This window comes from Pseudomonas sp. 910_23 (assembly GCF_052850795.1).
In genome coordinates this window covers 150,515-165,125 of record NZ_VXCZ01000018.1, presented here as the reverse complement: position 1 = coordinate 165,125, position 14,611 = coordinate 150,515, and the positions used below count along the sequence as shown (strand labels likewise).

The 14,611-nt window shown below is 59.9% G+C and carries 13 protein-coding genes; 8 read left to right on the top strand and 5 right to left on the bottom strand.

Annotation, left to right across the window (positions count from 1 at the left end):
• The first annotated feature begins 46 nt into the window (after nt 1–46).
• On the top strand, nt 47–910 hold the full coding sequence (locus FW800_RS21065) for an EamA family transporter (RefSeq protein ID WP_446438388.1): 864 nt from the start codon (nt 47–49) through the stop codon (nt 908–910).
• Between the two features lie 57 nt (nt 911–967).
• On the opposite strand, the gene FW800_RS21060 is transcribed toward FW800_RS21065, so the two are convergent.
• Both FW800_RS21060 and hslO read right to left on the bottom strand, forming a co-directional pair.
• Nucleotides 968–2,509, bottom strand: coding sequence for a phosphoenolpyruvate carboxykinase (locus tag FW800_RS21060; RefSeq protein ID WP_005783824.1), 1,542 nt, complete (start codon nt 2,507–2,509; stop codon nt 968–970).
• Nucleotides 2,510–2,688: 179 nt separating this feature from the next.
• On the bottom strand, nt 2,689–3,591 hold the full coding sequence (hslO, locus tag FW800_RS21055) for an Hsp33 family molecular chaperone HslO (RefSeq protein WP_005783822.1): 903 nt from the start codon (nt 3,589–3,591) through the stop codon (nt 2,689–2,691).
• 124 nt (nt 3,592–3,715) lie between these two features.
• Between hslO and FW800_RS21050 the strand changes: the two genes are divergently transcribed.
• Complete coding sequence (locus FW800_RS21050; protein ID WP_148853146.1) at nt 3,716–4,519, top strand: phosphatase PAP2 family protein; 804 nt, start codon at nt 3,716–3,718, stop codon at nt 4,517–4,519.
• A 135-nt stretch (nt 4,520–4,654) separates the two neighbouring features.
• Here the strand turns inward: FW800_RS21050 and FW800_RS21045 are convergent, their stop codons facing one another.
• Nucleotides 4,655–5,062, bottom strand: a complete 408-nt coding sequence (locus FW800_RS21045; protein WP_005783819.1) for an RNA-binding S4 domain-containing protein — start codon at nt 5,060–5,062, stop codon at nt 4,655–4,657.
• Nucleotides 5,063–5,178: 116 nt separating this feature from the next.
• On the opposite strand from FW800_RS21045, the gene rimA reads away from it, so the two are divergent.
• The 3 genes from rimA to rimK are packed head-to-tail and all read left to right on the top strand — an operon-like array spanning nt 5,179 to nt 7,355.
• Complete coding sequence (gene rimA, locus FW800_RS21040) at nt 5,179–5,958, top strand: S6 modification regulatory phosphodiesterase RimA (protein ID WP_446438387.1); 780 nt, start codon at nt 5,179–5,181, stop codon at nt 5,956–5,958.
• 12 nt (nt 5,959–5,970) lie between these two features.
• Entirely contained in the window at nt 5,971–6,453 is a 483-nt protein-coding gene (gene rimB / locus FW800_RS21035) for a retropepsin-like aspartic endopeptidase RimB (RefSeq protein ID WP_446438386.1), read from the top strand.
• Nucleotides 6,450–7,355 (top strand): 30S ribosomal protein S6--L-glutamate ligase, encoded by a 906-nt coding sequence (gene rimK, locus FW800_RS21030; protein WP_003187674.1) that lies wholly within the window; start codon nt 6,450–6,452, stop codon nt 7,353–7,355. The genes rimB and rimK overlap by 4 nt, the downstream gene beginning before the upstream one ends.
• Nucleotides 7,356–7,495: 140 nt before the next feature.
• On the opposite strand, the gene FW800_RS21025 is transcribed toward rimK, so the two are convergent.
• A complete protein-coding gene (locus tag FW800_RS21025; RefSeq protein WP_005783812.1) occupies nt 7,496–8,809 on the bottom strand; it encodes an ATP-binding protein in 1,314 nt (437 codons plus the stop codon).
• 116 nt (nt 8,810–8,925) lie between these two features.
• Nucleotides 8,926–9,666 (bottom strand): osmolarity response regulator transcription factor OmpR, encoded by a 741-nt coding sequence (ompR, locus tag FW800_RS21020; protein WP_003187669.1) that lies wholly within the window; start codon nt 9,664–9,666, stop codon nt 8,926–8,928.
• A 357-nt stretch (nt 9,667–10,023) separates the two neighbouring features.
• On the opposite strand from ompR, the gene FW800_RS21015 reads away from it, so the two are divergent.
• The 3 genes from FW800_RS21015 to gshA all read left to right on the top strand — a co-directional run bounded on the left by FW800_RS21015 (nt 10,024) and on the right by gshA (nt 14,529).
• Complete coding sequence (locus FW800_RS21015; RefSeq protein ID WP_032878409.1) at nt 10,024–12,348, top strand: Tex family protein; 2,325 nt, start codon at nt 10,024–10,026, stop codon at nt 12,346–12,348.
• Nucleotides 12,348–12,731, top strand: coding sequence for a PaaI family thioesterase (locus FW800_RS21010; RefSeq protein WP_050549370.1), 384 nt, complete (start codon nt 12,348–12,350; stop codon nt 12,729–12,731). Before FW800_RS21015 ends, FW800_RS21010 begins: the two co-directional genes overlap by 1 nt.
• A gap of 214 nt (nt 12,732–12,945) precedes the next feature.
• Nucleotides 12,946–14,529 (top strand): glutamate--cysteine ligase, encoded by a 1,584-nt coding sequence (gene gshA / locus FW800_RS21005; protein ID WP_248128497.1) that lies wholly within the window; start codon nt 12,946–12,948, stop codon nt 14,527–14,529.
• Nucleotides 14,530–14,611: the final 82 nt, after the last annotated feature.

Sequence of the window (14,611 nt, the reverse complement as noted above, 5' to 3'; positions counted from 1 at the left end):
GGTTCTGCGTTAATCTGGCGAGCGGTATGCATAACAAGGACCTTACATGGACGTACTAATGGGCCTGCTGGCCGCCCTGCTCTGGGGTGGCACGGACTTTCTCGTGGGCCTCAATGCCCGCGCCGTTGGCGTTAAACGCGCGGTGTATTTTGGCCAGGCCGTCGGCTTTCTGATCATGACGTTGCTGCTGGTCATATTCCCGACCTACCTTTTCAAATCCCTCGATGCGCCGTTGAGCGTCTGGCTCCTGGGCATCGCAGCGGCCCTGCTGACCGTCTCTGGCGCCCTCGCACTGTCCAAGGCATTCGCCTTGGGCAAAGCCGCCATCGTCGCGCCATTGGTCACTTCTTATGGTGTAGTAACCACCCTGTTGTCCTGGGCCAGCGGTGAACATATCAGCCTGGTCCAACTCGGCTGCATCGCGCTGTGCGTACTCGGAGTGATCCTCTCCAGCATCCACAAGGACAACGGTACGCCCCACAACAACCCGCGCCTGTCCATCGCATACGCCATGCTCGCAGCAACGCTGTACGGCACCAGTTTCTGGCTGCAAGGTCGCTACACACTACCGGCACTGGGGCCGATCACCATGTTGTGGTTGGGGTACCTGGTGGGCCTGTGCGTGCTGGTGGTGATGGTACTGAAGATCAAGGACGGCCTGAAGATCCCACCGCTGAAAAATTGCGCGACGTTGACCGGTGCGAGCCTGATGAACCTCGGCGGGTTCTCGGCGTTTTCGTGGGGCGCGATGGCCGGCTCGGTTTCGGTGGTAACGGTGATCAGTACGCTCTCTGGAGGGATTGCGGCGATCCTGGGGTTTGTGTTTTTCAATGAGCGCTTGTCGGCAGTACAGGTGCTCGGGGTTGTGCTGGTGCTGGTCGGCGCGGTGCTGCTGCACATCGCCCACTAACCCTGCGCGCACAAAAAAGCCGCCTGCAAAAGGCGGCTTTTTCACAACAGCTGAGTCTTACAACTTAGGACCCGCAGCCTTGATCGCATCGCTCACTTCAAACTTCTTGAAGTTCTCGATGAACAGGCCCGCCAGCGCTTTCGCAGCTTCGTCGTAGGCGGCTTTGTCAGCCCAGGTGTTACGTGGGTTCAGCAGGCCGGTCTCAACGCCCGGTACGGCCAATGGCACGTCGAGGTTGATGGTGTCGAGGTGTTCAGTTTGCGCACCGATCAACGCGCCGCTCTGGATCGCGGCGATCACGCCGCGAGTAGTCGGGATGTTGAAGCGCTTGCCAACGCCGTAGCCGCCACCGGTCCAGCCGGTGTTGACCAGGTAGACCTTGGAGCCGAAACCACGGATGCGCTTGATCAAAAGCTCAGCGTATTCGCCGGCCGGACGCGGGAAGAACGGCGCGCCGAAGCAGGTGGAGAAGGTCGACTTGATACCGCTGCCGGAACCCATTTCAGTCGAGCCCACCAACGCGGTGTAGCCGGACAGGAAGTGGTAGGCCGCTTGTTCTTCGCTGAGGATCGACACTGGCGGCAGTACGCCGGTCAGGTCGCAGGTCAGGAAGATCACTGCGTTTGGCTCGCCGCCCAGGTTCTTCTCGGAACGCTTGGCAACGTGCTCCAGCGGGTAGGCGGCACGGCTGTTCTGGGTCAGGCTGACATCAGCGTAGTCGGCGTGCTTGGCCTCGTCGATCACGACGTTTTCCAGCACGGCGCCGTGCTTGATGGCTTTCCAGATAACCGGCTCGTTCTTCTCGGACAGGTCGATGCACTTGGCATAGCAACCGCCTTCGATGTTGAACACTACGCCTTCGCCCCAGCCGTGTTCGTCGTCACCGATCAGGTAACGGCTTTCGTCGGCGGACAGGGTGGTCTTGCCGGTGCCGGACAGGCCGAAGAACAGGGTCACGTCGCCTGCTTCGCCAATGTTGGCGGCGCAGTGCATCGGCAGTACGTCGGCGGCCGGCAGCAGGAAGTTCTGCACCGAGAACATGGCTTTTTTCATTTCACCGGCGTAACGCATACCGGCGATCAGCACTTTTTTCTGTGCGAAGTTGAGGATCACGCAACCGTCGGAGTTGGTGCCGTCGCGCTCTGGCACACACTCGAAGTTGGCCACGTTGAGCACTTGCCACTCTTCACGACCGGCCGGGTTGTACTGGGCCGGGTTGATGAACAGGCAACGACCGAACAGGTTCTGCCAGGCAGTCTGGGTGGTCATTTTCACGGCCAGGTAGTGGTCTTCTGCGGCCCCTACGTGAACATGGGAAACGAAATGCTCTTGCGCGTTGTTGAACGCCTCGACGCGAGCCCACAGGGCATCGAACTTGTCGGCCGGGAACTTGCGGTTGATCGGGCCCCAGGCAATGGCGTCCTGGGTGGAAGGCTCTTCAACGATAAAACGGTCGACCGGCGAACGACCGGTGCGGTGACCGGTTTCGACAACCAGCGCACCAGTATCGGCAAGCACGCCTTCACCGCGCTGCAGGGCTTCTTTGACCAGATCGTCAACACTCAGATCGGTGTATACGGCGTTATTGGCTTGCGTCATGAGGTTCCCCGTCGGCCTATGGCCGAGTGCTCCAAACGTTTTGTAGTAGAAAGTTGCGCACTACTACCGCGAAAAAAGTGGGCCGGATTATGCCAGAAAAGCCCAAAAAGAGTAGGGCCCTCCCGTCAGAACACCTCTAATCCGGCGTTTGTCAGGTGATTTACCTGTGCTTAAACGTTTTAGTGGCGGGTGTCGGAAGGGGTGTCGATGCCCGCTCCGGCGAACAATTGGGCTACATCAGCGGCATCGAACAGGTAGCGCTGGTTGCAGAACTGGCAATCGATCTCGATATGGCCGCCGTGTTCCACCACCAGATTTTGCGCATCTTCCAGGCCCAGGCTGACCAAGGCGTTGCCTGAACGCTCGCGCGAACAGCTGCAATGAAAGTGCAAGGCTTGCGAGTCAAACAACCGCACAGCCTCTTCATGGTAAAGGCGGTGCAGGATGGTTTCGTTGTCCAGGCCCAGCAGTTCTTCGGCCTTCAACGTATCAGCCAAGGCGATGATATGCCGCCAGCTTTCGGCACGATCATCCTCATCCTTGATGCGGTCGGCCGGCAATTGTTGCACCAGCAAACCACGGGCACGTTTGCCGTCGGCGTTAAGCCAGAACTTGGTGCCCACCTGCTGGGACATTACGAAGTAGTTGGTGAAGCACTCCGACAGGGTTTGGCCATCGAGGTCGACAATGCCCTGGTAGCGTTGGCCTTCGGTCGGGTCGACGGTGAGTGCCAGGACGCCATTGGGCATCAGGTCGGCCAGGGTGGCGTCCGCGGCGATCTGGTCGGCTTCATAACGGGCCAGGCCACGGATTTCGCGCTCGCTGGAGCACTCGATCATCAACATGGGCACCGGCCCTTCGGAACGGGCCTGCAAGATCAGCAACCCGTCGAACTTCATGGTGCCAACCAGCAGCGCCGCGGCGGCCATCAGCTCGCCGAGCAATTGCGCGACCGGCTCCGGATAGGCGTGCTTGGCAAGGACTTCGGCATAGCTGAGCTCCAACGACACCATCTCGCCGCGGGCATCGCTCTCATCGAAGATGAAGCGTTGGGTGAAGTCGGTATCCGGTAGATCAGTCATAGGTCTGGGTATCTGAAGTGATGACAAAATGATTACAAGGTTTATAAAATTAAACGCTTTAGCACCATCTTGGTGCGACTTCTCCTGAATTCAAGGAGCTGAATAGAGCGATGAGGGACAGTTTATGAACAATCCGGGTTTGTTCCAAGCCAACTGGAACCTCCGGCGATGGGCTCTTTGCAATCTACTCGCTATCGGACTGCTGTGTTTTTGGCTGTGGCCCACGGGCCAGATGCTGTGTGTGATTTTCGACGAGTGGCTGTTTCATCTGCTCAATGGCCCGCTGGCCACCAATTCGACTTGGCTGCATGTGTGGGCCGTGGCCAGTCTGCGGCCGTTTGATGCAGTGGTCGGCGTTATTTTGCTGACGCTGCTGATCCGCGGCGACTGGGTGTTCAAGGCCGTGCAGGTGCGCCAGGCGTTTTTTGGTTTTCTCGGCATTCTGCTGCTGTTGCTGTTTATTCGCATGTTGTTCTCCAAACTCGCGGCGCATATGGGCTGGCAGCACAGCAGCCCGTCCATGGTGATCAGCGGCGCGATTCAGATGAGTGATTTTTTCCCGGGACTGGAGAAAACCTGGGAGTTGAAGGACCGTTCCAGCCAGAGCTTCCCGGGCGACCATGCGTCGGTGCTGTTGATCTGGGGGATGTTCATGACCGTATTTGCCAAGCGCATCGGCCAGGTGCTGGTGATCTGGGGCCTGGCGCTGCTGTTCATGATGCCGCGCCTGGTTGCGGGCGCGCACTGGGGTCAGGACGATTACATAGGTGGCGTACTGCTGGCGCTGTTGGCGCTGGGGTGGGGGTATTACACGCCGTTTGCGGCGAGGGTGTCGGGGTTCCTGTTGCGGGTAACCGCGCCGGTGTTCGGGTTGCTTGGAAAACTGCCGGTGATCGGGCGATTGAGCGTCATACGCACCGCTCCTTAAATGCGCGGGTTAAATGTGGGAGGGGGCTTGCTCCCGATTTGCAGTGGCTCAGTCACAAGTGTATTGGCTGACACTCTGCTATCGGGAGCAAGCCCCCTCCCACATTTTGATCTGCTGCCGGCAGGAGATTCGTAATCAATCGTCGTTGCCGCTGCCGCGGAACTTGAATAGATCGCGGCGCTGCTTCTTGCTTGGCTTGCCATCGGTGGTCATTCCAGTCGCTCCAGCCTTGCGCATGGCCGCTGCGTTTTCGCGCTTGGCGATACTCGCTTCGGTCTCGGTGTACAGCGCCTGCGCTTCGGGTGCCCCACGGCGCACGACAGAAAGCGCCTGCACCACGACGGTCTTTTCATCAAACCCTGTACGAATCTGAAACTCATCGCCGATACGTGGCTCTTTGCCCGGCTTGCAGCGCTCGCCGCGATGATGAACCTTCCCGCTTTCGATTGCGGCCTTGGCCAGGGCACGGGTTTTGTAGAACCGCGCGGCCCACAACCACTTGTCCAGTCGGACCTTTTCTTCCTCTTCCTGTTTTTGACCCACTTGAATTCCTCGCTCTGAAAAATGTCGCAACCTTACCGTTGAAACCCTTCGACGCATAAACCCCAAGGCTCACCTAAGATACGCCAGGTAGCACCCTGTTTTCGCGAGGATACGCTGTGACCGACTTCCCCCTTTCACTCACCTCGCCCAACCAGCGGTGCGTGGGTTGCCAGCAAAGCGAGCCTCTGGGGTTCGACTTTGCGTTCGCCTACCAGCCTATCGTAGACCTGCGTGACCACTCGATATTCGCCAACGAAGCCTTGGTGCGCGGTACCCACGGAGAAGGCGCGCTCTCGGTGCTGGCCCAGGTCAACGAAACCAATCGCTACCGCTTCGACCAGCGCTGCCGAACCAAGGCCATTGCCGGTGCCGCAGCGCTGGGCATGCAGACTCACCTTTCCATCAATTTCATGCCCAATGCCGTATACCGTCCGGAACTGTGTATTCGCAGCACCCTGGAGGCCGCCCGGGCGCACAATTTCCCGCTGGACCGGCTGATTTTCGAGACACTGGAAAGCGAGCATGTAGATAACTATCGCCATTTGACGAATATTCTGCGTGAATATCGCGAATTCGGCTTCAAGACCGCCATCGACGACTTCGGTGCGGGCTATTCGGGGCTGAACCTGCTGGCCGATTTCCAACCCGACCTGATCAAACTCGACATGGCGTTGATTCGCGATGTCGATCAAGACCGTGTCCGTCAGGTGATCGTCCGGGGGATTGTCACAATCTGTGAGCAGTTGGGAGTTACTGTCATCGCCGAAGGCATCGAAAGTGCTGGCGAGCGGGATTTCCTCTCCGACTGTGGAATATTTCTGATGCAGGGTTTTTGGTTCGCCAAACCTGCATTCAATGCCCTGGCCAAGGTTTCTCCTCAAGCCTGGGCAAATTGACCGGTACCCATATTGAAGACATTTGACCATTTGACCGTTGTGGGTCTGCGTGAATGGGTGGCACTTCCCGACCTGGGAGTGGCGGGCCTGCGCGCGAAGATCGACACCGGTGCCAGCACCTCAAGCCTGCATGCCACCGATATCGAGCCGTTTGAGCGCGACGGTGAAAAGTGGGTGCGCTTTACCGCGCACCTGGGCAGCGTGGTGCAACTGCGCCACCGTCGCTGCGAAGCGCCCCTGGTGACGATGAAAACCATCAAGAGCTCCAACGGCCATGCGCAGGTGCGCTACGTGATCAGCACCACCCTGGCGCTGGGTGACCGGGTATGGCGGGTGGAATTCACCCTCGCCTGTCGCAAAGCCATGCGTTACCGCCTGTTACTGGGCTCCAAGGCGTTGATTGACGGCCAGTTGATCGTCAATCCAGGCGTCAAGTACGTTCAAGACAAGCCGGTGTTCCCGGTCTCCACTATTTCTGCCCCAGGTGCTGCATGAAGATTGCTGTGCTGTCGCGAAACCCGCGTCTGTATTCCACCCGCCGCCTGGTCGAGGCCGGCACTGAACGTGGCCATGAAATGGTGGTGATCGACACGTTACGTGCCTACATGAACATTGCCAGCCACAAGCCGCAGATCCACTACCGGGGCAAACCCCTGGAAGGCTTTGATGCGGTGATCCCGCGTATCGGCGCTTCGGTGACGTTTTATGGCTGCGCGGTGTTGCGTCAGTTTGAAATGATGGGGGTGTTTCCTCTCAACGAGTCCGTGGCCATTGCCCGCTCGCGGGACAAACTGCGTTCGCTGCAGTTGCTGTCACGCCGGGGTATCGGCTTGCCGGTCACCGGCTTTGCCCACTCCCCGGATGACATCCCTGACCTGATCGAGATGGTCAATGGTGCACCGCTGGTGATCAAGGTACTGGAAGGCACCCAAGGCATCGGTGTGGTGCTGTGTGAAACGGCGACGGCAGCTGAATCGGTGATCGAGGCGTTCATGGGCCTCAAGCAGAACATCATGGTGCAGGAGTACATCAAGGAAGCCGGCGGCGCGGACATTCGCTGCTTCGTGGTGGGCGACAAAGTGATCGCGGCGATGAAGCGCCAGGCCAAGCCCGGTGAGTTCCGCTCCAATCTGCACCGTGGCGGCAGCGCCAGCCTGATCAAGATCACACCGGAAGAACGCATGACCGCACTGCGGGCAGCCAAGGTGATGGGCTTGAGCGTGGCAGGCGTGGATATCCTGCGCTCCAATCATGGGCCGCTGGTGATGGAAGTGAACTCATCGCCGGGCCTGGAAGGGATCGAGACCACCACCGGCAAGGACGTGGCGGGGATCATCATTCAGCACTTGGAGAAGAATGGTGGGCCGAATATGACTCGGACCAAGGGCAAAGGCTAAAAGCCTATTTTAATCCCGACATGAAACCAATGTGGGAGGGGGCTTGCTCCCGATAGCGGTGTCACAGTCACTGCACTTCTTGACTGAAAGACCGCCATCGGGAGCAAGCCCCCTCTCACATTTTTGATATTTGTTGTTTGTCAGACCGCATCTCTAGGCAGCATCAGCCCAAGCGGCAAGCGCACCCGCGCCTCCAACCCGCCTTCTTCACGGTTGCGAAGTTCGACATTGCCGCCATGCATCGAGGCGATTCGCCGCACGATCGCCAACCCCAACCCGGTGCCTTTGCCACCTCGGGCTCGGTCGCCACGGGTGAACGGGTTGAAGATACCCTCAAGCTCGGCAGGGTCGATCCCCGTGCCACGGTCCATCACGCTCAGCACCACGTAAGGCGCGGCACTGTCACCGGAGACATACGCCGCCACCTCCACATCGGAACCGGCATGATGCAAGGCGTTGCCGATCAGGTTGTTCAGCAGGCGCTTCATCGAGACCCGGCGCAATGCAAACGGCTGGATCGGCTCCAGGCGCATGCGCACCTGCTCACCGTTCTGGTTATAGGGCGCAACCACCTCACGCACGAGGTCCGTGAGGTCCACCTCCTCAACCACTTCATCACGCCCGTCGCGGATGAAGGCCAGGAACTGGTCCAGGATAGCGTCCATGTCCTCGATATCGCGCACCATGTCATCGGTGAGGTCGGTATGGTCCCCCATCAGCTCCAGGGACAGGCGCAATCGCGTCAACGGTGTGCGCAAGTCATGGGACACACCTGCCAGCATCAGCTCGCGCTCGCGCCCGGCCTGCTCGACGTCTTCCGCCATCTGGTTGAACGCGCCGTACACCTCGGTCATCTCACTGGGCGTGTCGCTGACCGGCAGGCGCACACTGCGCCCCTGGCCCAATTGGCGAGCGGCAAATACCAGGCGCTTGAGTGGTTGGTTGAGCTGACGGACGAAGATCCACGCGGAGGCCGTTGAAAGCAAGCCGATGGCCAGGAACCAGCCCAGCACGTTCCAGATTTTCTGCCCGCGCAGCGGGTGCGGATAAAGCGGCACCTTGATCCAGGCATCGCCCAGGCTAGGTGCCCGCACCCATAACGCCGGTGAAACATGCATGCGCAGCCTCACCTCGGTGTCGGCGCCCAGTTCGGCCTGCATCTGGCGCTGATAGATCTCGCTGTAAGGCCAATGCTGCTCGCCTTCAGGCACGCCGGCCCCATCAACCCGAGTCAAGGTCGACGCCTTGGCCACCTTTTCTCGGTTCTCAGGGTCTACGGCCCAATAGCCCCGCAACGTCAGGGCCACACCGTGGCTGTACTGCCGATCCACCAGCACGTCTTCGTTCATCAACAGATAAACCAGCGTGAGCGCCTTGGAAAACAGAACGACAATAAGCACCAGCCAAAGGGTGCGAGAGAAGAAACTTTGTGGGAACCACAGCGGGGTTTTCATAGATGAAAGCTGCACACCTTGCAGGAACGAGCGGTGCTCGCAGAATTGCAGACGCCGGGCATCCCGTCGACTCTTATGGAGTCAAACGCCGGATACCCGCCCCTGCAAATCATCGGTCACTTGGTTGCGGTACCATCCGGCACAAACACATAACCCACGCCCCACACCGTCTGGATATACCGCGGCTTGGAGGGGTCCGGCTCAATCATCCGGCGCAGTCGGGAAATCTGCACGTCGATGGAGCGCTCCAGGGCGTCCCATTCACGGCCACGGGCCAGGTTCATCAGCTTGTCACGGGTCAGCGGCTGACGGGCGTTCATCACCAGAGCCTTGAGCACCGCAAACTCGCCGGTGGTAAGCATGTGCACTTCTTCGCCACGCTTGAGCTCACGGGTGGCCAACGACAGTTCGTAGTCGCCAAAGGTGACGCTTTCGTCTTCGCTGCCCGGTGCGCCCGGCACGGCCGGTGCCTGGCGACGCAATACGGCCTTGACCCGCGCCATCAGCTCATCAGGGTTGAACGGCTTGGCCAGGTAGTCATCAGCGCCCAGTTCAAGGCCCTTGATGCGGCTCAACTCATCGCCCTTGGCGGTGAGCATGATGATTGGAATCTGGTTGTTGGCACCACGCAGGCGCTTGCAGGCGGTAAGGCCGTCTTCGCCGGGCAGCATCAGATCGAGCACGACCAGGTTGAACACTTCACGCCCCAACAGGCGGTCCATTTGCTCGGTGTTCGGCACCGCGCGGGCACGGTAGCCCTTGGAGTTGAAAAAACGCTCCAGCAGGCTGCTCAGCCCCGGATCGTCATCAACGATGAGAATTTTTTCGCCTTCAGCAGTTTGTGCGGTGCTGCTCATTGGATGCTCCTCTTATCTCGGCGCGCATTATGGCGTAGCTGCCGTTATACGCACCGTGTGCATTGTTAGCAGATTTTTCATCTACTGCCAGCGAACCCACGCCCTACAACCTCCGGCGCAGTACCCCCCAATAGCAGAACGCTGGTTATAATGCGGCGCCTCCGTGCAGGGCAACGTCAGATCGTTACCGTTTGCTGCCGGGCTTTTTTTACCCGCTTGTCGTGAATTTTTCGATTTCGAGGGTCAATAGGCAGCCTCTTGACCCAGGCAGCGGCGCCAGTCGGGCCGCTCAACCAGCCTCGCCGGGCCTTGTTTTTACGGGCCGGCGCGCTGATTTTAAGAATTTCAGGTGGTTTTATGGACAGCATCAACAGCCGCATCGCCGAGGAACTCGGTGTACGCCCACAACAGGTCGAAGCGGCCGTCGCTCTACTGGATGAAGGCTCCACGGTGCCTTTCATCGCCCGTTACCGAAAAGAAGTGACCGGCAGCCTCGACGACACCCAACTGCGTCACCTGGAAGAGCGCCTGCGCTACCTGCGAGAACTCGACGAACGGCGTATCAGCATCCTCGCCAGCATTGAGGAACAGGGCAAGTTGACCCCTCAACTGGAGCGCGACATCAAACTCGCGGACACCAAGACCCGCCTCGAAGACCTTTACCTGCCATACAAACAGAAACGTCGTACAAAGGGCCAGATCGCTCTGGAAGCCGGCCTGGGCGATTTGGCCGATGGCCTGTTCAACGACCCATCGTTGACGCCGGAAACCGAAGCCGCTCGCTTCATCGACGCGGAAAAAGGCGTCGCCGACGTCAAGGCTGCCCTCGAAGGCGCCAAGTACATCCTGATGGAGCGCTTCGCCGAAAACGCCAGCCTCCTGGAAAAACTGCGTACCTACTTGAAGCAGGAAGCCATCCTCAGCGCCCGCGTCATCGCCGGCAAAGAGGAGGAAGGCGCCAAATTCCGCGACTACTTCGAACACGACGAGCCGCTCAAAAGCATGCCGTCCCACCGCGCCCTGGCGATTTTCCGCGGCCGCAACGAAGGCATTCTCAGCTCCGCGCTGAAAGTCGGTGACGAACTGCCAGGCACCATGCACCCGTGCGAAGGCATGATCGGTCAACAATTCGGCATCCAGAACCAGAATCGCCCTGCGGACAAGTGGCTCGGTGAAGTCGTGCGCTGGACCTGGAAGGTCAAGCTCTACACCCACCTGGAAACCGACCTGCTGGGCGAGTTGCGCGACGGCGCCGAAACCGAGGCGATCAACGTGTTCGCCCACAACCTGCACGACCTGCTGCTGGCCGCACCGGCCGGCCCGCGTGCCACCCTGGGCCTCGACCCGGGCCTGCGCACCGGTTGCAAGGTCGCTGTGGTCGATGCCACCGGCAAGCTGCTGGACCACGCCACCGTGTACCCGCACGTTCCGCACAACAAGTGGGACCAGACCCTGGCGATCCTTGCCGCCCTGTGCGCCAAGCACGCGGTAGATCTGATCGCCATCGGCAACGGCACTGCCAGCCGCGAAACCGATAAGCTGGCCGCTGAGCTGATCAAAAAATACCCGGCCATGAAGATGACCAAGGTCATGGTCTCCGAGGCGGGTGCTTCGGTGTACTCGGCTTCGGAGCTGGCGTCCAAGGAGTTCCCGGACCTCGACGTGTCGATCCGTGGCGCCGTCTCCATCGCCCGTCGCCTGCAAGACCCGCTGGCCGAGTTGGTGAAGATCGACCCCAAATCCATCGGCGTCGGCCAGTACCAGCACGACGTGTCGCAGCTTAAACTGGCACGCGGCCTGGATGCGGTGGTGGAAGACTGCGTAAACGCCGTGGGCGTAGACGTGAACACCGCTTCAGTAGCGCTGCTGGCGCGAATCTCGGGCCTCAACGCGACCCTGGCGCAGAACATCGTCAGCCATCGCGACGAAAATGGTGCGTTCAAAACCCGTGCTGCGCTGAAAAAAGTCGCACGCTTGGGTGAAAAAACCTTTGAACAAGCGGCCGGCTTCCTACGCGTGATGAATGGCGATAACCCGCTCGACGCCTCGGCGGTTCACCCGGAAGCCTACCCGCTGGTGCAACGCATTGCCGCCGAGACCGACCGTGATATCCGCTCGCTGATCGGCGACGCCGCCTTCCTCAAGCGTCTGGATCCAAAGAAGTACACCGACGAAACCTTCGGTGTGCCGACCATCACCGACATCCTGCAAGAGCTGGAAAAACCTGGCCGCGACCCACGTCCCGAGTTCAAGACCGCCGAGTTCCAGGACGGCGTCGAAGACCTCAAGGACCTGCAACCGGGCATGATCCTCGAAGGCGTGGTGACCAACGTGACCAACTTTGGCGCCTTCGTGGATATTGGCGTGCATCAGGACGGTTTGGTGCATATCTCCGCGCTTTCGGAGAAGTTCATCAAGGACCCGCGTGAAGCGGTCAAAGCCGGTGACGTGGTCAAGGTCAAGGTCATGGAAGTCGATATCCCGCGTAAACGCGTGGGCCTGTCGATGCGCATGAGCGATACCCCGGGCGAGAAGATCGACGGTGCTCGTGGCGCTCGCCCAGGTTCGGCACCGCGCCAGTCGCAGAACAACGCGCCGCGCAAGGACGCTACGACTGCCGCGCCGAGCAACAACGCCATGGCATCGCTGTTCGCCAATGCCAAACAGTTGAAGAAGCGTTGATGGAAATCCCGGCGGGTTTGACCCAGAGCGCGTTCAGCGAGCTGATCGGCTGCCGCCTGCAACGCCTGGATGAAGGCGTTGCCGAGGTGGCCCTGACCCTGGAGCCGCACCTGCGCAACCGTGCAGGCAAGCTCCATGGCGGGGCGATTTTCAGCCTGGTGGACATCACGATGGGCCTGGCCTGTTCCAGCGCCCATGGTTTCGACCAGCAGAGCGCCACCATCGAATGCAAGATCAATTATATTCGCGCCGTCGAAGACGGTGACGTGCTGTGCACCAGCCGGGTAATTCACGCCGGCCGGCGCACGTTGGTGGTCGAAGCCGACGTGTACCAGGGCGAAAGACTTGTCGCAAAAGCGCAGGGCACGTTCGCTGTCCTATAGCTCCCTACCCTCGATTTGAGTTAATTTCGGCGCTGCGATAACAGCGTCGGAATTTTCTCGCTGCGCTGTAGCCCAATTCATGGAGTGAAGTCGGCATTTTCAGAGCGGGTCAAATCGACTCAGAACCAGGCGATCACGCCAGTTTCCACTTCACCCTTGTAGACCGTCCTGCCCACCCCCATATTGGGGCGACTGACGCGTGAAGGAATCCAACTTGAGCGAACTTCTCAACCGCCGCCTGGCCCTGCTCGGCAAGCGCGAACACCTCTCCCTGCTAGAGCAGTGCTTGCACGGCATCGAGCGCGAATGCCTGCGCGTCACCAGCGAGGGTCGCCTGGCGCAAACGCCGCACCCTGAAGCCCTGGGCGCTGCGTTGACCAACGAACAGATCACCACTGACTATTCGGAATCGCTGCTGGAGTTCATCACCCCAGCCCTGCCCAACCCGGCCGAGACCCTGGGCAGCCTGGACAAGATCCATCGCTTTGCCTACTCCAAGCTGGGCAGCGAATACCTGTGGAGCCCCTCGATGCCGTGCCCGTTACCGGCCGAGGAAGATATTCCGATCGCCTACTACGGCACCTCCAATATCGGCCAGCTCAAGTATGTGTACCGCAAGGGCCTGGCCCTGCGCTACGGCAAGACCATGCAGTGCATTGCCGGCATCCATTACAACTTCTCGCTGCCGGAACAGCTGTGGCCGTTGCTCAAGGAAGCCGAAGGCTTTGTCGGTACCGACCGTGACTATCAGTCCACGGCCTATATCGCGCTGATCCGTAATTTCCGTCGCTACAGCTGGCTGTTGATGTACCTCTTTGGTGCCTCGCCAGCCCTGGACGCCGGTTTCCTGCGCGGCCGCTCGCACCAGCTTGAAGTCCTGGATGCCGACACCCTGTACCTGCCCTACGCCACGAGCCTGCGCATGAGCGACCTGGGTTACCAGAGCAACGCCCAGGCTGGCCTGACGCCTTGCTACAACGACCTGGCCAGCTACACCGACAGCCTGCGCGAAGCGGTGGCAACGCCCTACGCGCCGTATGTTGAAGTCGGCACGCACAAGGATGGCGAGTGGGTGCAGCTCAACACCAACATCCTGCAGATCGAAAACGAGTACTACTCCAACATCCGTCCCAAGCGCGTGACCTACACCGGCGAGCGGCCGATCCAGGCGCTGATGGCCCGCGGTATCCAGTACATCGAAGTACGCTGCCTGGATATCAACCCGTTCCTGCCGATGGGGATCGACTTGCCGGAGTCGCGATTCCTCGACGCATTCCTGCTGTATTGCGCGCTGAACGACAGCCCGCTGTTCGCCAACAACGAGTGCGGCAACGCCACCTCCAACTTCCTCAGCGTGGTCAAGGAAGGTCGGCGTCCGGGCCTGCAATTGCAACGTGACGGCCAGCCGGTGGACATGAAGGAATGGGCTGCGCAGTTGCTGGAGAAGATTGCACCGTTGGCCGCCTTGCTCGACGAGAGCCAGGGCATGACCGAACACAGTGAAGCGCTGGATGCCCAACTGGCCAAGGTCAAGGACCCGTCCCTGACGCCGTCGGCCCAGGTGTTGGCGGCCATGGCTGAACGCAAGGAAAGCTTTGCGCAGTTCTCTCTGCATCAAAGCGAAGTACATGCCGAATACTTCCGCAAGGAGCCTTTGGCGCCTGAGGAACAAGCGCACTTTGAAGAATTGGCCCGTGTGTCGCTGGCGCAACAGGCGGAGCTTGAGCAGAACGAGGTGGGCGATTTCGATGTGTTTGTCGGGTCGTACCAGGCCAGCATCCTGGCCATCAGCAACTAACCGGAGCTCTACTCAGTTCCAATGTGGGAGGGGGCTTGCTCCCGATAGCAGTGGGTCAGCTAACCGATGCAGTGGCTTACGC

Bases quoted from the DNA above. Each gene is read 5' to 3' on its own strand.
- FW800_RS21065 (WP_446438388.1), top strand. From the start codon at position 47: ATGGACGTACTAATGGGCCTGCTGGCCGCCCTGCTCTGGGGTGGCACG.
- FW800_RS21060 (WP_005783824.1), bottom strand. From the start codon at position 2,509: ATGACGCAAGCCAATAACGCCGTATACACCGATCTGAGTGTTGACGAT.
- hslO (WP_005783822.1), bottom strand. From the start codon at position 3,591: ATGACTGATCTACCGGATACCGACTTCACCCAACGCTTCATCTTCGAT.
- FW800_RS21050 (WP_148853146.1), top strand. From the start codon at position 3,716: ATGAACAATCCGGGTTTGTTCCAAGCCAACTGGAACCTCCGGCGATGG.
- rimK (WP_003187674.1), top strand. From the start codon at position 6,450: ATGAAGATTGCTGTGCTGTCGCGAAACCCGCGTCTGTATTCCACCCGC.
- FW800_RS21025 (WP_005783812.1), bottom strand. From the start codon at position 8,809: ATGAAAACCCCGCTGTGGTTCCCACAAAGTTTCTTCTCTCGCACCCTT.
- ompR (WP_003187669.1), bottom strand. From the start codon at position 9,666: ATGAGCAGCACCGCACAAACTGCTGAAGGCGAAAAAATTCTCATCGTT.
- FW800_RS21015 (WP_032878409.1), top strand. From the start codon at position 10,024: ATGGACAGCATCAACAGCCGCATCGCCGAGGAACTCGGTGTACGCCCA.
- FW800_RS21010 (WP_050549370.1), top strand. From the start codon at position 12,348: ATGGAAATCCCGGCGGGTTTGACCCAGAGCGCGTTCAGCGAGCTGATC.